Source organism: Afipia massiliensis, assembly GCF_014203115.1.
In the GTDB taxonomy this organism is placed as follows: domain Bacteria; phylum Pseudomonadota; class Alphaproteobacteria; order Rhizobiales; family Xanthobacteraceae; genus Afipia; species Afipia massiliensis.
This window is the reverse complement of record NZ_JACHIJ010000015.1, coordinates 1-16734: the sequence shown is the minus strand read 5'-3', so window position 1 is coordinate 16734 and position 16734 is coordinate 1. Positions and strand designations below refer to the sequence as shown.

At 57.8% G+C, this 16734-nt stretch carries 17 protein-coding genes and 3 pseudogenes; 13 read left to right on the top strand and 7 right to left on the bottom strand.

Annotation, left to right across the window (positions count from 1 at the left end):
- Positions 1-90: 90 nt before the first annotated feature.
- A pseudogene (locus HNQ36_RS25825) lies at positions 91-708 on the top strand (glycosyltransferase); the annotation flags it as partial.
- Between the two features lie 347 nt (positions 709-1055).
- The gene (rpoH, locus tag HNQ36_RS25820; protein WP_019196041.1) at positions 1056-1955 is read left to right on the top strand and encodes an RNA polymerase sigma factor RpoH; all 900 of its coding nucleotides are present in this window, start codon (positions 1056-1058) and stop codon (positions 1953-1955) included.
- A gap of 402 nt (positions 1956-2357) precedes the next feature.
- Here the strand turns inward: rpoH and HNQ36_RS25815 are convergent, their stop codons facing one another.
- Positions 2358-2996 (bottom strand): MarC family protein, encoded by a 639-nt coding sequence (locus HNQ36_RS25815; RefSeq protein ID WP_019196042.1) that lies wholly within the window; start codon positions 2994-2996, stop codon positions 2358-2360.
- A 407-nt stretch (positions 2997-3403) separates the two neighbouring features.
- On the opposite strand from HNQ36_RS25815, the gene groES reads away from it, so the two are divergent.
- The 8 genes from groES (at position 3404) to HNQ36_RS26740 (ending at position 9996) form a co-directional block, all read left to right on the top strand.
- The gene (gene groES, locus HNQ36_RS25810) at positions 3404-3718 is read left to right on the top strand and encodes a co-chaperone GroES (RefSeq protein WP_019196043.1); all 315 of its coding nucleotides are present in this window, start codon (positions 3404-3406) and stop codon (positions 3716-3718) included.
- 43 nt (positions 3719-3761) lie between these two features.
- The gene (gene groL / locus HNQ36_RS25805; RefSeq protein ID WP_040427150.1) at positions 3762-5384 is read left to right on the top strand and encodes a chaperonin GroEL; all 1623 of its coding nucleotides are present in this window, start codon (positions 3762-3764) and stop codon (positions 5382-5384) included.
- A gap of 205 nt (positions 5385-5589) precedes the next feature.
- Complete coding sequence (locus HNQ36_RS25800) at positions 5590-5913, top strand: hypothetical protein (RefSeq protein WP_019196045.1); 324 nt, start codon at positions 5590-5592, stop codon at positions 5911-5913.
- 938 nt (positions 5914-6851) lie between these two features.
- A complete protein-coding gene (locus tag HNQ36_RS25795; protein WP_040427148.1) occupies positions 6852-7313 on the top strand; it encodes an Hsp20 family protein in 462 nt (153 codons plus the stop codon).
- Positions 7314-7399: 86 nt separating this feature from the next.
- The gene (locus HNQ36_RS25790; protein ID WP_184090780.1) at positions 7400-7891 is read left to right on the top strand and encodes an Hsp20/alpha crystallin family protein; all 492 of its coding nucleotides are present in this window, start codon (positions 7400-7402) and stop codon (positions 7889-7891) included.
- Positions 7892-7972: 81 nt separating this feature from the next.
- Entirely contained in the window at positions 7973-8299 is a 327-nt protein-coding gene (locus HNQ36_RS25785; protein ID WP_040427386.1) for a hypothetical protein, read from the top strand.
- Between the two features lie 100 nt (positions 8300-8399).
- Positions 8400-9485 carry a trypsin-like peptidase domain-containing protein gene (locus HNQ36_RS25780; RefSeq protein ID WP_019196051.1) on the top strand — a complete coding sequence of 362 codons (1086 nt, stop codon included), beginning with the start codon at positions 8400-8402 and terminating at the stop codon, positions 9483-9485.
- A gap of 163 nt (positions 9486-9648) precedes the next feature.
- Positions 9649-9996 (top strand): DUF6894 family protein, encoded by a 348-nt coding sequence (locus HNQ36_RS26740; RefSeq protein WP_019196052.1) that lies wholly within the window; start codon positions 9649-9651, stop codon positions 9994-9996.
- Between the two features lie 107 nt (positions 9997-10103).
- Here HNQ36_RS26740 and HNQ36_RS25775 read toward each other — a convergent pair.
- Positions 10104-10358: pseudogene (locus HNQ36_RS25775) on the bottom strand (Hsp20 family protein); the annotation flags it as partial.
- Between the two features lie 50 nt (positions 10359-10408).
- Between HNQ36_RS25775 and HNQ36_RS25770 the strand changes: the two are divergent.
- The 3 genes and pseudogenes from HNQ36_RS25770 to HNQ36_RS26015 all read left to right on the top strand — a co-directional run.
- On the top strand, positions 10409-10810 hold the full coding sequence (locus tag HNQ36_RS25770) for a hypothetical protein (RefSeq protein WP_040427146.1): 402 nt from the start codon (positions 10409-10411) through the stop codon (positions 10808-10810).
- A 103-nt stretch (positions 10811-10913) separates the two neighbouring features.
- A complete protein-coding gene (locus HNQ36_RS25765; protein WP_244438229.1) occupies positions 10914-11333 on the top strand; it encodes an integrase core domain-containing protein in 420 nt (139 codons plus the stop codon).
- A gap of 101 nt (positions 11334-11434) precedes the next feature.
- A pseudogene (locus tag HNQ36_RS26015) lies at positions 11435-11590 on the top strand (aldehyde dehydrogenase family protein); the annotation flags it as partial.
- A gap of 51 nt (positions 11591-11641) precedes the next feature.
- Here HNQ36_RS26015 and HNQ36_RS25755 read toward each other — a convergent pair.
- The 5 genes from HNQ36_RS25755 to terL form a co-directional block, all read right to left on the bottom strand.
- Positions 11642-11986 (bottom strand): HepT-like ribonuclease domain-containing protein, encoded by a 345-nt coding sequence (locus tag HNQ36_RS25755; protein WP_019196055.1) that lies wholly within the window; start codon positions 11984-11986, stop codon positions 11642-11644.
- Positions 11976-12272: a nucleotidyltransferase family protein gene (locus HNQ36_RS25750; RefSeq protein WP_040427383.1), complete on the bottom strand. Its 297-nt coding sequence runs from the start codon at positions 12270-12272 to the stop codon at positions 11976-11978. Before HNQ36_RS25750 ends, HNQ36_RS25755 begins: the two co-directional genes overlap by 11 nt.
- A 640-nt stretch (positions 12273-12912) precedes the next feature.
- The gene (locus HNQ36_RS25745) at positions 12913-14469 is read right to left on the bottom strand and encodes a recombinase family protein (RefSeq protein ID WP_184090777.1); all 1557 of its coding nucleotides are present in this window, start codon (positions 14467-14469) and stop codon (positions 12913-12915) included.
- On the bottom strand, positions 14459-15028 hold the full coding sequence (locus HNQ36_RS25740; RefSeq protein ID WP_184090774.1) for a DUF2924 domain-containing protein: 570 nt from the start codon (positions 15026-15028) through the stop codon (positions 14459-14461). The genes HNQ36_RS25745 and HNQ36_RS25740 overlap by 11 nt, the downstream gene beginning before the upstream one ends.
- A 197-nt stretch (positions 15029-15225) precedes the next feature.
- The gene (gene terL / locus HNQ36_RS26615) at positions 15226-16632 is read right to left on the bottom strand and encodes a phage terminase large subunit (RefSeq protein WP_184090771.1); all 1407 of its coding nucleotides are present in this window, start codon (positions 16630-16632) and stop codon (positions 15226-15228) included.
- Between the last annotated feature and the right edge of the window lie 102 nt (positions 16633-16734).

Genomic DNA, 16734 nt, shown 5'->3' with positions numbered 1-16734 from the left:
CATCGCAAAGCTGCAGCCTAAAATGACAAACAAGATGGGCCAGAGCCTCCACTAAATCAGCCCGCCATCTGTCTCAAATTATCTGACGACGGACATCTGGCCTTCCTGGGCCGCATCTCGCCGGAGAAGCGGCCTGACCGCGCCATCGAGATCGCGCGGAAGGCCGGTCTTCCACTGAAAATTGCAGCCAAGGTGGATAAGGTGGACGAGGCATATTTCCGTGAGACCATCGAGCCTATGATCGACGGAAGGCAGATCGAATATATCGGAGAGATCAACGAGAGCGCCAAGAGCGAATTTTTGGGCCAAGCCGCCGCCTTGCTGTTCCCGATCGATTGGCCTGAGCCTTTCGGTTTGGTGATGATTGAGGCGATGGCCTGCGGTACGCCTGTCCTCGCCTTCCGCGGCGGATCAGTCCCTGAAATCATTGATAAGGAAGTAACCGGCCACATCGTATCAAGTGTCGAGGAGGCGGTTGCCGCCCTTCCCACCGTTCTAGCCCTTGATCGAAGGGGCATCCGCAGGCGCTTTGAGGAGCGCTTTTCGTCGGCGCAAATGGCGACGCAGTACGTCAAACTGTACCAGAAGTTGCTGATCGGGCCGGAGGCGCAAAAACGTGCGCCGGTCGTTGCGGCGCATGCACTCAATGCGCACGTCCATGGCCGCAAAGCTGAAGCGGCGGCTACGGCCCCGCACAAGCCCTCCTGAAGAGGGGATGTCGCTGTCCGCCCGCTCATGGGGCCCGTAAGGAGCCATCGGTTTCTGGCCCGGCGGCGCACGTTCAGCTTGGAACATTTTCGCGGGTTTCTCATTCCTAAGGCGTTGCCAACCTTCGACCGACTGGTCGCCGATTTCTGGGGCCAGTCGAGTAGGGTTGCCGGCGGTTTCTGCCCATTTTGCTCAGAGGAGGAATTGGATATGGAACACGACCGCTTTAGCGCCTGGCGACTCGCTCGGCTCATCTCAAGCACTGACTGCTGCCCACCACGCCCCAAGCCTGATCGTGCTTCGATCAAGCCCGCGTCAGGAGCGTGCACGCTTGAGGAGGGCTAACCATGTCATTTGCCGCAGCGCTTCCCGCCATCCGATCGGAGGGTGGTCTTTCTCGTTATCTGACGGAGATTCATAAGTTTCCGCTTCTTTCAGCATCGGAAGAAGCCACGTACGCCCAGCGCTGGCGAGATGACGGCGACCGCGATGCCGCCTACCAACTAGTGACAAGTCATTTGCGGCTCGCCGCAAAGATCGCATTGCAGTACAAGCGTTACGGCCTGCCAATCGCGGACCTGATCTCGGAGGCCAACGTCGGACTGATGCTGGCTATCAAGCGATTCGATCCGGAAAGAGGGTGTCGGCTGGCGACTTATGCCGCGTGGTGGATCAAGGCGTCGGTGCAGGAGTATATTTTGAGATCCTGGTCGCTCGTCAAGCTCGGAACCACCCCGGCGCAGAAGAAACTGTTCTTCAACCTCCGCAAGCTGAAGAGTCGCATCGGTGCGCCGGAAGAAAGAGATCTGTCGCCGGAACACGTCAAGTACATCTCTGAACATCTTCAGGTGGGAGAAACTGAGGTCAGGGAGATGAACGGCCGGATGCGTGGCGACATCTCACTAAACGCCCCGCTCAGCGTTGCCGGCGAAGGCGATGAATGGGAAGATTGGCTGGCCGATCCCTGTCCAGACCCTGAAAGCCTGCTTCTGGAGGGGAGCGATCGTGAGCAGAAAAAGACGGCCCTCGATCAGGCGCTTGCTGAATTGTCAGCGCGCGAGCGTTCCATTCTCGAAGCGCGCTTTCTCACCGAAGAGCCAAAAACGCTCGATGAGTTGGCAGCGGTTTTCCATGTTTCGCGCGAAAGAATCCGGCAAATCGAACAGCGTGCGCTCCAGCGCCTCAGGGCGAAGATCGGCGCTCGCTTAAGGCATCAGATGCAGTTCGGCCTGCATCGTTGTAGGTGACGCTCGCCGGCTGCTGATTGGCTGTAACGCAGGTCAGCAGCCGGTGCAGATGTCGGGTACCATCCGCTCAGCTGAGAAGTCACGACCCTTGCGGTTCTCCTGGTTCGTCCTGCGACCACTCGCTGCGGCTCGCCGGAATCGACAACGACCTGCTGCGTCGTCCCCGCCGACCCGCGCGCGTTGCGCAGAGAATCAAATTCTTTAGCGTTCAATTCAGAGGCCATCCAAAGCGCAATGGCGGTTACCAAGAATCTTCTCATAGCTCATTCTCGTTCACGATCTCCCGGGCGTGACGCCAGGGGCCTCGCGAATAAACCTGGAGCGATGCCGCTTAATTTCAATCGCCTTGAACCAGCGAGATGAAGATCGGGCATCTCTACGAATCGAGGATGTACCTTTTAACTAGCCGCAGAACAGGCGTGCGTCCCTGATCCCGTCGAAGATGAACTGTGACGCCAAGGCCGCCAGGATCACGCCGGCAAGCCGGGCGATGACATTCGAGCCGGTCGTCTTGAGGATACGATGCAGGAGATCAGTGAAGATCATTCCGAGATAAGTCAGCAATAGACACAGAAGCATGGATACGAGAACGACAACAGACTTGGTAAGGTCGCCGGTTGCCTGTCCCATAAGCAGGACTACGGCTGTCAGCCCCGCTGGACCGGCTATCACCGGAAATGCCAAAGGAAAGATCGCAATATCGCCGGGCTCAAGGGCTTCCCGCCGTTCTCCGGCTGTCAGGGTCGAAAGGCCGGCCGAATGGCCGAAGATCAGTTGAACCGCCTGCAATAGCAGGAGGACCCCTCCCGCAAAACGAAAGGCCTCGAGTGAGACGTGGAGAGCGCGAAGCAACCCTGTCCCGAAGAGGGCAAATCCAAATAGAACCCCGCCAGCAATCAGCGTTGCGCGCGCCGCCAAGCGAAACCGCTCGGGACGGTGTACACCACCCGTCAAACCTCCGAACACGATCGCCGTGTCGACGGGCCCGATCGCCACAAACAGGGTGGCAAAGGTCGTGAGTGCAAATTCAGCGACAGACATCAGAGCACCATCTTTGAAACCTTACTCAGGTTTTCAAGTTCGCGCAGATGATCAGGCGAATCACTCTTACCTGCCCTCAGACGGGAGAAAAGGCCGATACGCTAATGCCGGGTCCTTCCGACGATGAACAACACGGCGACCGCTACCGTTCCGTGCAATGCCCGGCCTGTGGGTGGTTTCATGCGGTCCACGTTGAAACGGGCAGGGTGCTTGGCCTGGCTGACGACGAATGGTGAAAGCCGGCGCCTGACCGCGGGGTAACGCCTTGGCACTCCGGCGCCGCGAGTGACAAAAATTTTTCGTCCGCCTCTTGAAGGGCCTTTTCCTGCTTCCTAGGTGGTTTTCCGCCCCGGGGCCGGTTCCCGGACCCGGTTTTGGACATCGCTGAACTGACAAGGAGGATGTGCATGCATTTCCGTCCACTGCACGACCGCGTGCTCGTGCGTCGCATCGATGCCGAGGAGAAGACCGCCGGCGGCATCATCATTCCCGATACCGCGAAGGAGAAGTCGCAGGAGGGTGAGATCGTCGCTTCTGGCCCGGGCGCCAGGAATGAGCAGGGCCAATTTTTCCCGATCGACGTCAAGCCCGGGGACCGGGTCCTGTTCGGAAAATGGTCCGGCACCGAGGTGAAGATCGACGGTCAGGATTATCTGATCATGAAAGAGAGCGATCTTCTCGGCGTTATCGACAAGACCGGTTCGGTCAAGAAGGCCGCCTGATCACAATGCAAGATGACAGTCATTAAGAGAAAGGAGCAGGAAAATGGCTGCCAAGGACGTGAAATTTTCTACGGAAGCCCGCGAGCGAATGCTGCGGGGAATAGATACGCTGGCGAATGCGGTGAAGGTCACGCTCGGTCCCAAGGGTCGCAACGTTGTGATCGAAAAATCCTTTGGCGCACCGCGCATTACCAAGGATGGTGTCACCGTCGCCAAGGAAATCGAGCTGGAGGACAAGTTCGAAAACATGGGCGCGCAAATGGTGCGCGAGGTCGCTTCAAAGACCAATGACCTTGCGGGCGATGGTACCACTACCGCCACCGTGCTCGCACAGGCCATCGTCAAGGAAGGCACGAAATCAGTCGCCGCCGGCATGAATCCGATGGATCTGAAGCGCGGCATCGATCTTGCGGTCGAGGCGATTGTCAAGGACCTGAAGGCGCATGCCAAGAAGATCACCTCCAATGAGGAGATCGCGCAGATCGGCACCGTCTCCGCCAACGGTGATACCGAGATCGGCCGCTTCCTTGCCGATGCCATGAAAAAGGTCGGCAACGAGGGCGTTATCACCGTGGAGGAAGCCAAGAGCCTCGATACGGAACTCGAGGTGGTCGAAGGTATGCAATTCGACCGCGGCTATGTATCGCCCTATTTCGTGACCAATGCCGAAAAGATGCGGGCCGAGCTCGAAGATCCCTATATCCTTATCCACGAGAAAAAGCTGTCCAGCCTGCAGCCAATGCTGCCGTTGCTCGAAGCCGTCGTGCAGTCCGGCAAACCGCTGCTGGTCGTGGCCGAGGATATTGAAGGCGAAGCGCTGGCAACCTTGGTTGTCAACCGGCTGCGCGGCGGCCTGAAAGTCGCGGCCGTGAAGGCACCGGGCTTCGGTGATCGCCGCAAGGCCGTGCTTGAGGACATCGCGATCCTCACCGGCGGCACGGCGATCTCGGAGGATCTCGGCATCAAGCTCGAGAACGTCACGCTGAAGATGCTTGGCCGCGCCAAGAAGGTCGTGATCGACAAGGAAAACACGACCGTCGTCAATGGCGCCGGCGCCAAGAAGGACATCGAGGCGCGCGTCACTCAGATCAAGGCGCAGATCGAGGAGACCACTTCCGACTACGATCGCGAGAAGCTGCAAGAGCGGCTAGCCAAGCTCGCCGGCGGCGTTGCGGTGATCCGCGTCGGCGGCGCGACCGAGGTTGAGGTCAAGGAGCGCAAGGATCGTGTCGATGATGCGATGCATGCGACTCGGGCGGCGGTCGAAGAAGGCATTCTGCCCGGCGGTGGTGTCGCGCTGCTGCGCGCGTTGAAGGCGCTCGACGGCATCAAAACGTCGAATGCCGACCAGAAGGCTGGTATAGACATCGTACGTCGCGCCATCCAGGTGCCAGCCCGGCAGATCGTGCAGAATGCCGGCGAGGACGGCTCGCTGGTTGTCGGCAAGCTGCTTGAGAACTCCAGCTATAATTGGGGCTTCAATGCCGCAACTGGCGAATACCAGGATCTTGTCAAGGCCGGCGTGATCGATCCCGCCAAGGTCGTCCGCACCGCGCTGCAGGATGCGGCGTCCGTCGCGGCTCTGCTGATCACCACCGAGGCGCTGGTCGCCGAAAAACCAAAGAAGTCCGAACCGGTTGCCGCAGCGCCTCCGATGGACTTCTGATCGACACCGAGCCCGGCCGTGAACGGCCGGGCTTTCCTACCCACAACCAGGAGAAAGGACGCACAAACACCAGGGAGCCCTCAGATGAGCACACGCATGCAATCACGATCGCGCAAGAGCGGGGCGGCTGTACTGCATTGGCTCATGTTCGCCCTCAGCCTTCTGACGATCGCATGGATCAGTTTTTCAACGATAGGAGGATGAGATGATCAGCAATCCCTCACTCGGCTCCGTTCGTGCCGAGAAGTCGCAAAGCCGTATCCGCAGAATTGTCGCATGCGCCGTCGCAATGGCGACCATGCTTATGCCGCTGGGTGCCTGGGGCATGGATAGCACGCCCAAGCCGGCGCTCGACAGATCTGGCAACCTGCTGCCGCTTCCGCCCATTCCTTATCTGGAATCGATGCGCTGGATGAAACCTAGCGGTCCGGTATTCAAAACCGATACCCTGCTATTCCCAGACGGTCCCCAGCCCGGCCTTTTTCAAATTCCATCCGGCTATGAGCGCGGCCAGCCGAGAGTGAGCTGAGCCCGCAATATGGCGCGACCCGACGTGGCGGGTCGCGCCTGTCGAAGTAAGCGCAAGGATATGCGAATCGGCACTCCAGCCACCACCTCCGGCGGTGCTTTCTTGCCGTAGGGCTCACCCAATTCCGTCGCGAAAGCGAAATCGGCTCATGGCGCTGTCACCAGAGCAGGTCGGAGGGGCCGGCTCAGCAGGTCGACGGTCCGCGACCAAGAGGTTTGGCGCGACCTCGCAGTTCAAGTTTTTTCGGCCGGCAAACTACCGGCTGCTTCAAGCCCACTATTTCGGCGGTTGTAGCCCGGGAGATCGCAGCCACTCGCTCAAATGCGCGCCGGTTTCGGCTTGGCGGGCTCGGCGCAAAAGCGCTTCTCGTGCGGCGCCGGGGGGAAGCAATTTAGCTTCTGCACGTAGGCGCTTCGCTTCTTCGGCTAGACGGAGTTCAAGGGATACGGTCTGTTTGAAACGGCGACGCTCCATGGCGCAACCTCCGTGCTTACGGGTCCTAACCGTAGGGTTCAGCACTCGAACGTATTGATTTTAACTATGGCGATGCCCAGTTGTGAGTTCAATATTGGACACAGGCCAGTACTAGGACACGTCCATGGAGTATTGAAACCGCCTCTACGCGGACGTGGACCCCTGACGCCGCGCCTTCTGATCGAAAGCGACGGGGCCTTCCATTTTGCACTGCGGAAAATTACTGCAGCAGGAGATGCCGTGCGCCGGTCGTCTCGCCCCCGAACAGGAAGAGAGCGATGCGGGCTCGGGCGTTACCAAAAAAATTTCCGAGGCCCCCTTGAAACCCAAGTTGATTTTTCTAGTTCTTTTTTTGCCGCTAGCCGCGGTGCCGGACGCCAGATCGGGTCCGGCTGGCTGAACTGGGCGCCGGACCGGTGTCCTGCGCTCCTTCGTATCCATCTTGCTCTTTGGAGGACTTGGTTATGAGGACTAACTTTGACTTCGCGCCCTTGTGGCGCTCAACGATCGGCTTTGACCACCTGGCCGATCTCGTTGACAGCTCGCTGGGCCACACCAACGAGGACAATTATCCTCCCTACAACATCGAACGGTTCGGCGAGGATCATTACCGGATCTCGTTGGCGGTGGCCGGATTCGGCGTCAACGATATCGCCGTGACGGCCGAGCAGAACGCGCTCACCATCGAAGGCAGGAAGCCTGACGGCAATGCGCACGAGTACCTTTATCAGGGCATTGCAGCCAGGCCGTTCCGGCGGGTGTTCAATCTCGCCGACTACGTGCAGGTGAAGCAGGCGTCCTTCCGGGACGGACTATTGGTGATCGACCTCGTTCGCGAGGTCCCGGAGGCCATGAAGCCGCGTCGTATCGAGATCGGCGCGGGCGCTTCTTCTTCGCCGCAGATCGACCAGAAGAGGGCGGCCTAGATGCTCGGTCGACGCAGCAAGGATTAGAGCGTGGGCGCGCAACTGCACGCCCGCACTCCAACCTCATGAACGAAGGAGAAGAAACCATGGCTATTCGTGATCTTATTCCCTGGACAAAGAACCAGGAGCTTGCGCCTGCGCGCGACAACTTGGATCCCTTCTTCACGTTGCATCGCGAGATGAATCGTCTGTTCGACGACGTGTTTCGCGGCTTCGGCAGCACGAGTCTGTCGCCGCTGATGGAGGGGCGATTCAGTTGGCCGAAGGTGGAGCTCAGCGACGATGAAAAGACGCTGACCATCTCGGCTGAACTGCCCGGCATGACGGAGAAGGACGTCCAGCTTGAAATCGCCAATGGCGTCCTGACGATCCGCGGCGAGAAGAAGGCTGAGCGCAACGGCGAAGGCAAGTATTTTACCGAGCGCTATTATGGAGCCTTCGAGCGCCAGATACCGCTGGACAACGTGCAGGAGGACAAGGCTGAGGCGTCGTTCAAGAACGGCGTTCTGACGGTGTCCCTGCCGAAGTCTGACAAGCCGCGAGAAGGCGTCAAGCGTATCGCGATCCACACCCAGTGAAGCAACATGGGGCGGCGACTAACCGCGCCGCCCCTCGTCAAAACCCGTCCCCTGGAAAGGAGTGTAAGGAGGGAAACGAGCATGACCAACATCAATACCGACAATGGCATTCATCCCCTTTTCCACCCAGCAGCCCATTACGATTCTCCGAGCGAGGTCTTGAACGACGACACGCTTTCCGCTCCAGAGAAACGAATTATCCTGTCGTCGTGGGCCTCCGATATGTATGCGGTGGAATCCTGTCCCGCCTTGCGAGAAATACCGGGTATGGGTCATACCATTCGGCTCGCCGACATATTGGCCGCGTTACGCCAACTCGACGGCGATGAAGATGACCTGCCACCCGGTGGCGGCGTTCCGATGCGGCTGCGGCGGCCTTGGGCCGCCGCGCTGCGGAGGTCCTTCTAATGTTCACGCAGACGGTGCTTGCGCTCGTGTTGCTCAGCCACGCGGTTGCTGCGTGGGCCATCCCGATCATCGCCCTGCAAGTGCAGCCGGAGTCCACGTCGTGAAAACGAGCCGCATTCTATTGTTGGGATTTCTCGTACTGACCCTGACGGGAAGTCATCTTGCGACCGCGCAAGTGCCTGATCTGAAGAGGGGCAGCCCGGTCCCCACCCTCGCGCCGTTGGTTCGCCAGGTGACTCCAGCGGTTGTGAATATTTCCGTGCATGGCCGAGTGCGTGAGGATAATCCGCTCTACCGTGATCCAATCTTTCGCGAGTTCTTTGACGTCCCGAAGCAGCTCGAGAAAGAGATCAACGCCACCGGCTCAGGTGTCATTGTGGATGCGCAGCGCGGCTACGTACTCACGAACGCACACGTCGTCCAGGGCGCTTCAACTGTGCAGGTGACGACGAAGGATAACCAAAAATTTTCCGCAAAGGTCGTCGGGCGGGATTCGCCAACGGATGTCGCGGTGCTTCAGATCCAGAACCCCGTTGGACTGCAGGCGATTTCTTTTGGAGACAGCGACACGCTCGAAGTCGGTGACTTTGTGCTTGCGATCGGCAATCCCTTTGGCCTCGGCCAGACAGTTACCTCCGGACTCGTCAGCGCGCTAGGGCGCACCGGCCTCAGCAAGCAAGGTTATGAGGACTTCATCCAGACCGATGCCGCTATCAACCCGGGCAATTCTGGGGGGGCCTTGGTGAGCCTGCGTGGCGAACTGGTCGGTATCAACTCAGCCATTATCTCGCCGGCTGGCGGCAATGTCGGGATCGGCTTTGCGATCCCGGTTAATATGGCGCGGCGGGTGATGGAACAAATCATCGCGACAGGGCGCGTCGAGCGCGGCCGCATCGGCATATCGTTGCAAGATGTTCAGAAGGGACGCAACGGCGGCGCTGTTGTCGCTGACATCTCGCCGGATTCTCCTGCTGAAAAAGCTGGCCTCCGCAAGGGGGACGTAGTCACCATGGTCGATGATCATCCAGTGCGTTCGGCGGCGCAGTTGCGCAACACTGTCGGCCTCGCCCGGATCGGCCAAGAGCTCAAACTGACTGTACAACGCAATGGCTCGCTGTCGAATGTGATGGTTAGAGTCGCCCCGCAACCGAAGTCGAATAATGCGTCGACGTCACTTATCCAGTGAGTCCGCGCTGACGGTGCCGGGAAAGATGCTGGCGGTCGATGGACCATAGTAAGTTACGTCTATCCGGCGAGAATTGTAACGATTGAACCGCGACGCCAGGTGACAGGGAGAGCGCGAGGCGCTGCGGAGGTGGGCGACCGATAGGAACAAAGGCCTATCGTTTGTGTTCAGTCGGGCAGGGTCTAGCGAGCGGCGCGAATGCGGCGACGTTCTAGTCGTCGATGAGGAAGGTTTGGAGCTCTTGGATGTTCGGGCCGTGCAGGAAGAAGCTGCACGCGCTCTGGCGGGCTTCGCTTGGGATGCGGCACGGTGCTCTGCAGGCACTGATAGTCATCCACTGGTAATCGAAGTGCGCGACGATGCCGGCCCCGTGATGAACGTTCGGTTCGCATTCGAAATCGCACTAGAGCACTCGGGTGCCGTGAAGAAAGCAGTGAAGAGGGCCGGTACCAGTGGTCGAAAAGTGGAGCGCCGACCTAGTCGCTACCGTTGGGAGGACGCCGGGCAGTGAGCCGGCGACGGTGGCCGTCGGTGAGCTCGGGTCCAATGTCGACAACTTCGAGGAAGTAGTGAGCGACGTCACTGTTGAAGCCGATGAAGTCCCACCTCGCGTCGGCCTCACGGCTGGCAATGCCGGTGAAGCGTGCCGGTTGGCACTCTGGATCTTTCGCCTTGGCTGGCACCGGCTATGGCGATGCGGCGCGGCTTCATAGCCTCCGGCACCTCACGCTGTAGCTCGATGATCAACAGCCCGTTCTCGAAGCGAGCACCCTTGACCTCGACGTGGTCCGCAAGGGTGAACTGGCGCTTGAACGAACGCGTCGAGATGCCGCGATGCAGGAAGGTCTTATCTTCCTTCTCGGTGTGTGTACCGAAAACCTTATCCGAGTTGATGACATGATGGAATCGCCTAAGCTGGCGGAATGATCGAGCTGCTCTGTTTCGTTCTGGCCGTCCTGGCCTCGCCATTCAAGTCGAAGTTGCGGCTTGAAGCAGAGAACGCGATGCTTCGACATCAGTTGATCGTTTTGCGGCGCAAGATGCGCGGTCGGCCACGGCTGACGAACAACGATCGTTGGCTTTTTATCCAGCTGTATCGGTGGTATCCGTCGATCCTGAAGGTTCTCACAATCATCCAGCCCGAGACGCTGGTGCGTTGGCACAGGGCCGGCTTTCGTCGCTATTGGCGGTGGAAGTCGCGCCCACTGGGAGGGCGACCGCAGATCGAGACGCAGCTGCGCGTGTTGATCCGGCGGATGAGCGTCGAAAATCCGCTTTGGGGGTGCACCACGCATCCAGGGCGAACTGCTCAAGCTCGGATTTGAGGTCGCGCAGTCGAGCGTCGCCAAGTACATCGTCAAACGACGGGGACCGCCCAGCCAGGGATGGCGCACCTTCTTGCGTAACCACGCGCCGGACATTGCCGCCATGGATTTGTTCGTTGTCCCGACTATCGGTTTCGGCCTGCTTTATGCCTTCGTCATCGTTCGGCTCGACCGCAGAGACCTCGTCTGGATCAACGTCACAGCAAATCCGACGGCAGAATGGGTTGCACGTCAACTAACCGAGGCATTTCCCTGGAATGAGGCTCCGCGCTACATGATCCGAGATCGGGATCGCATCTTTGGCACCATCGTAAGACGCCGATTGCGCGCCATGGGCATCCGGGACAAGCCCGCTGCACCAGCTTCACCTTGGCAAAATGGCTTCGCTGAACGGATGATCGGATCGATCCGGCGCGAGTGTGTGGACCACGTCATTGTCTTGGGTGAGGCGCATCTGCGCCAGATACTGCGATCGTACGCATGCTATTACAACGACATCAGAACGCATCCGGTCACTGGATAAAGACGCGCCGGTCTCTCGCCCAGTTCAGCCGACCGGAAGCATTAAATCGCATCCTATCCTTGGCGGACTTCACCACCACTACGTCCGAGCTTAAGTTTTCGGTACACACAGGCATGATCTCGATCAATAATTTCGGGCTGGGATTTCCGGAAACGCCGTTTGGTGGCACCAAGGAATCCGGCCACGGATCCGAAGGCGGCACGGAGGCCCTGGAGGGCTTTCTCAATACAAAATTCATCAGTCAGATGAATTTTTGAACAGCCAGTTGTCCCTTGCTGAAAAGGTTCCGACAGCTCCAGGGTGAGCGCTTAGGCCTGACGCGAGATTTCCTGCTCGACTACGATCCTCAAGGGCGGTAGTGCGCGCTGCACGGTGTCCCACACGAATTGGGCTGCGACATCTTCATAGTCGTGGCGATAGACATTCCCTGCGCCAGCCATCTGTTTCCATGCGATGGCGGGATGTCGCTCCTTTAAATCTTCCGGCAAGCGCCGCGATGCTTCAGAGATAATTTCCAGGCAGCGCGTGACGGCATAGACCGTGCATATATCTTCCTTGAAGGCATCGCGGTCAAAGCCAGCAACGAATCCCGTCGCGAGGTCTATGTGGTGCAGAATATCTCGGAGTGCCGTGTCTGCAGATTTAGAAGGCATAGATGGCGTCGGCCGTCGCGGCGGGACGGACATAGGGTTTTAGGTTTTCGCGGCTCACGACGTCCACGGGACCGTCGAACAGACCAGCAATATATTCCTTAAGGTCTACGTAATCGAACACAGTGATATGAGCCTCGGGATCAATCTCGACCATGATATCAATATCGCTATCAGGCGTGTCCTCGCCTCGCGCCACCGAGCCAAACAAGGCAGCATGCCGCACGCCACGCGTGCGCAGGGCTTTCTCGGAACGTCGTAAGGTTTCAAGGGCTTCAAGGCTATTCATGTCATCTAATATAGCATGGTGGAGTGATTTACGGGAGAGGCAGAAAGCCCTGTGTGTACCGAACATGCGCGATTATTTGCAGGTAAAATTCCCTGTTTCGGCTCGAAAATTCCCGGTTCTCTGAAAAATCTTGCCTGATAAATTGCGTAGGGAATTGCGGGAGAAGTCGTTGCAGCGCAGAGGGTTCTCGCTAAGAAACCACCCCTTACAACCTCGAAATCGCAAAAATCCCTGTAAAATTCCCTGTTAGCTGGGAATTTGCATGGAGACGGGTGCGATCAGCACTGTCTCGCCAGCCAACCAGTCCCGGTAGTAGAGACGTGGCGGCAGAAATCGCGGTAATGCCCCGAAATGGCGACTTTCTCGACGTTGAGCCCAGGCTCTGCCTACCCAAATCCCGAATGTTGGCGCCTTGCCCCGCGAAATTCTCCGGTCCAAAATTCAAATAGTGTGACTTTTGAAAATCTGCGCCCGGAGACGAGGTTCGATCATGTCTTGCTGGTTCGAGGAGTGTCCCGGTTCGCGGGACTTTTCTCCGGCCTGCTGGGCAGGGGCGAACGCCGGACGGCAATGCCGCTCGTTCTCCAAGAGGTGTATTTGCGACTTGGCAACCAATTGAGCCGTTCGATGGAACCCCGATCTAGTCGGGTCGGATGGCGCCAAACGCCTCGCGCTGCTTCTTCCAGCTCAGTTCGCCGATTTGCAGCAGCCGTGTGGACGTGAGACCGCCCGGCTGTTCACCGCTCAGGATCGCTTCGGTGATGTCTGGTGCCAGGAACGCGGCTCTTAGACCCTGGCGGATGATATTCGGATGAAGACGGACAGATTTCGCCAGTTGCTCGATGGATGTGCATGTGCCGTCCGACAACGAACCTGCCCACAAATACCCCCGTGCCAGAGTCTCGATGAGCTTCTGATCGGGTTGGCGGTCGCTGTTATAGCCTTCCTCGATGCTCGTCAGATTCCTGCTTGGAATAGCTGACCACGGTAACTCGACCGTCGTTGCGCATTCCGTCGAAGCGGTTTCCTTGAAGGTGATTGCCAGTCGCTCGCGGCCAATTCTGATCCGCTCGATAGTGTGGTCAATCACATCACTGTTGGTGCCCTCAAAATCTGCGGGTGCATTCTGACGTATGGTGTCGAGAACTGCTGTTTCAATGAGCGTTGCGGATACACGGGCGAGCGATCCTGCCTCGGACTTGCGACCTCGCAGAAGTGCTGCGCTGACATAGAAGCGATAACGCACGCCATTCTTGACCGAGTAGCTCGGGCTCATGCGGTTGCCGCGGTCGTCGTAGAGCTTGCCCATCAGAAGCGCGCCGCTCTCTGAGCGTCTGAACTTACGCTCAACCCCATTGGTCGCCAGTTGTACTTGCACCTGATCAAAGATGGCCGGATCGATGATAGCTTCATGTTCGCCATCAAACCATTTCCCGCTATGTCCGATTTCTCCGACGTAAATGCGGCTCTTCAGGATGTAGGCGAGGGGACCATAGGTGAACGGGATGCCGCCCTGCGATTTGACGACCTTGGTCTCGCGCCGCTTGGTGAAGATCCGTTTGTTGTCGAGGTCCTCGACCAGACGCCCGAATGATTTCAGGTCAAGATACCGTTTGAAGATATATCGGACCGTCTCCGCTTCCTCAGGATCGACGACCAGTTTCTTGTCTTTGATCCTGTAGCCAAGCGGCACGGTACCGCCGGTCCACTTGCCCTTGCGGCGGGAGGCGGAAATCTTATCCCGGACGCGTTCAGAGGAGAGTTCGCGCTCGAACTGCGCGAAGGACAACAAGACGTTCAGTGTCAGCCGCCCCATGGAAGTGGTGGTGTTGAACTGTTGGGTAACGGCCACAAACGAGATCGATTTGGCATCGAACGCTTCGACCAGCTTGGCAAAGTCGGCCAGCGAGCGAGTGAGGCGGTCAATCTTGTAGACCACCACTACATCGACCTTGCCGGCATCAATGTCCGTTAAAAGCTGCTGCAGGGCAGGGCGGGCGAGGTTGCCACCCGAGAAGGCGGGGTCATCGTAGCGATTGGGCAGGACTTTCCAGCCTTGTGAAGCCTGGCTCTTAATATAAGCCTCGCAGGCCTCACGCTGGGCATCCAGCGAATTGAATTCCAGCTCCAGACCATGTTCGGTGGATTTGCGGGTGTAGATGGCGCAGCGGACTGGCTTTGAGCTCTCAGCGCTCATGGCCAGCCTCCGGACGCGACGCCGCCGACAGTGACAGGCTCCGGCCTCTGTCGCGGTGCGGTTTAGCAGCGCCTTTGTTGGAGACACTCGCGGTTTTTAGCGGTTCAGGTTTTCGCAGGCCAAAGAACTTTGGGCCGTTCCATCGCGTACCCGTGATCGCGCGGGCGACTTCCGAGAGACTCTGGTAGGTTTGCTCGTTGTAATAGAAGCCTTTGCTTAGAACCGTGACGCGATGTGTCGTGCCTTTCCACTCGCGCACGACGATGGCGCCGGGTTTGATGCGCCTGCGCAACTCCGGCTGATCGCCAGTCTTATTGTTATATAGCTTGATGATCTGACTGAGTTCACGCTGCGCTGATGGGTTAAGGCCGCCGTAAGCTCGTTCTTGAATCTGCTGCGCAATGGCTCGCCGCAACAGATCGGGACCGAATACCTTCGGCGGATCGGATGCAAAAAGTTCCTTCCACCTATTGCGCAAATCCTTGATTAACGCGCTTGGAAGCCGTTCGAGCTCTTGATCTATCGCTTGCTCGATCTCTGCGGAAATATGGTTTTGCATGGACTGGCACCTCGTTGGTTACCCGTCCATGCATGCTCTGAAGTGGCGCTTCCGCCAGCGCGTGGAAGCTGCCATTACTGCGGCAGCACCCGGTGGTTGCTGCTATTGCCCCTCCCAGCGGGGCAAATGCCGCAAGTGTGCGCGGGATGTGATGAACCGGAGTAACCAGCGGCGGCATACATATCAATTCGCAGGCCTCAACGGAGGAGCCACTCAAGTGAATCCGGATCAGGCGCACCGCCTCCATCGTTGTCATGACCAAAATCGAAACTGAACATCCCGTTTGCCTCTTTGTTCGTTTGGTGAAGTAAAAATTGAGACAAGGCGTCAATCTGATCGTCATGCCTGCATTTGGGAAATGAAAGATACTCCGTCATCAGGTCGTTGAGCCAAGGGGCGGTCTTAGGTAAGGACAGAGATTTCGCTTCGAGCTTAGCTGTCTGCGTGTACATCCGCGTTTCTTTGTCGGTTTTAGGCTTCATACCAACGATGCCTTGAAGGCCAGCTGCTTTGGCCGTTTGCATGAGCGAAATTCCTGACCCCGCCTCTTCGATTAAAATGGTGTCAGCACGATATTCTTGAGCAAGGCTGACGACCATCTTCGAAAGGTCTGGAAATTCTAGCCGCTCCCGAACAACATTCAGCAGGAAGTATTGGTTTTTGTTTCTGACAAGCATCGTCATGCACACGGAGTAATCAGCGGAGTCGGTCGCCTTCATCGCCGTATCCCAGGTCTGGACGATCTCGTCGCCTTCCAATGGCGTTGGCGGATCATCATGCGTACAGAGCCAGTCGCGCTTCAACATATTGCCGCTCGCCGGCAGTGGATTTTGCAGCATTTGCGCGTTGTAATGGTCGGCACCCAAGCTATTCTTGATGCTCTCCAGGATTTTGAGCGGCATACGGTTTGGCTGAAGAGGTTCTCCCTTCGCCCACCGATATGACCGGTCATCTGACAGTTGTATGACCCTGTCTTCCGCAGCGACCGCGGGCAAAGACAACAAATCCCAACCGCCCTGCTCGACAAGGTGTCCAGTCAAATCGTCTGGGTGGAGGCGTTGCATAACGACCATGATTGCGCCTGCGGTTTGGTCATCGAGGCGCGATAAAAGTGCGGTTTTGTACCAATGTATGACGCTCTCCCGGGCCGATTTGGAGAGAGCTTCGGAAGCATTGATGGGGTCGTCGATCAAAATGAGATCGCCCCCTCGACCTGTCATCGTACCGCCGACAGACGTCGCGAGCCGAAATCCACCTTGCACTGTGGCGATTTCGTTCGTGGCATTCCTGACTAGTTTAAAGCGAGGGAAAAGGCGCTTGTACCAACTCGTGTCCACAATCCGCCGAAAATCCAAAGACAGTTTGTCGGAAAGATCCTGCGAATAGCTGACGCAGATAATTTTTCGCTGAGGGTTTCTGCCTAATACGTATGCTGGCAGTGCGATCGACAGAATGATGGATTTTAAACTGCGAGGCGGCAGATTAACGATTGCGCGCGTCGACGACCCGTTCATGATTTGTAATGCTGCGTAGGCAATGGCTTCAATATGCCACGTTGAATCGTATTGCGTGCCGGGGTTTAACTCGTGGAAGCATTTTTCCACGAATGCACATTGTCCGTCGTCAGATAATTTGAGACAGATGGCGGGCTGATTTAGTGGAGGCTCTGGCCCATCTTGTTTGTCATTTTAGGCTGCAGCTTTGCG

What these genes read in the sequence shown, in the direction of transcription:
- rpoH (WP_019196041.1), top strand. Translation starts at nt 1,056, where the DNA reads ATGTCATTTGCCGCAGCGCTTCCCGCCATCCGATCGGAGGGTGGTCTT.
- HNQ36_RS25815 (WP_019196042.1), bottom strand. Translation starts at nt 2,996, where the DNA reads ATGTCTGTCGCTGAATTTGCACTCACGACCTTTGCCACCCTGTTTGTG.
- groES (WP_019196043.1), top strand. Translation starts at nt 3,404, where the DNA reads ATGCATTTCCGTCCACTGCACGACCGCGTGCTCGTGCGTCGCATCGAT.
- groL (WP_040427150.1), top strand. Translation starts at nt 3,762, where the DNA reads ATGGCTGCCAAGGACGTGAAATTTTCTACGGAAGCCCGCGAGCGAATG.
- HNQ36_RS25800 (WP_019196045.1), top strand. Translation starts at nt 5,590, where the DNA reads ATGATCAGCAATCCCTCACTCGGCTCCGTTCGTGCCGAGAAGTCGCAA.
- HNQ36_RS25795 (WP_040427148.1), top strand. Translation starts at nt 6,852, where the DNA reads ATGAGGACTAACTTTGACTTCGCGCCCTTGTGGCGCTCAACGATCGGC.
- HNQ36_RS25790 (WP_184090780.1), top strand. Translation starts at nt 7,400, where the DNA reads ATGGCTATTCGTGATCTTATTCCCTGGACAAAGAACCAGGAGCTTGCG.
- HNQ36_RS25785 (WP_040427386.1), top strand. Translation starts at nt 7,973, where the DNA reads ATGACCAACATCAATACCGACAATGGCATTCATCCCCTTTTCCACCCA.
- HNQ36_RS25770 (WP_040427146.1), top strand. Translation starts at nt 10,409, where the DNA reads ATGATCGAGCTGCTCTGTTTCGTTCTGGCCGTCCTGGCCTCGCCATTC.
- HNQ36_RS25765 (WP_244438229.1), top strand. Translation starts at nt 10,914, where the DNA reads ATGGATTTGTTCGTTGTCCCGACTATCGGTTTCGGCCTGCTTTATGCC.
- HNQ36_RS25755 (WP_019196055.1), bottom strand. Translation starts at nt 11,986, where the DNA reads ATGCCTTCTAAATCTGCAGACACGGCACTCCGAGATATTCTGCACCAC.
- HNQ36_RS25750 (WP_040427383.1), bottom strand. Translation starts at nt 12,272, where the DNA reads ATGAATAGCCTTGAAGCCCTTGAAACCTTACGACGTTCCGAGAAAGCC.
- HNQ36_RS25745 (WP_184090777.1), bottom strand. Translation starts at nt 14,469, where the DNA reads ATGAGCGCTGAGAGCTCAAAGCCAGTCCGCTGCGCCATCTACACCCGC.
- HNQ36_RS25740 (WP_184090774.1), bottom strand. Translation starts at nt 15,028, where the DNA reads ATGCAAAACCATATTTCCGCAGAGATCGAGCAAGCGATAGATCAAGAG.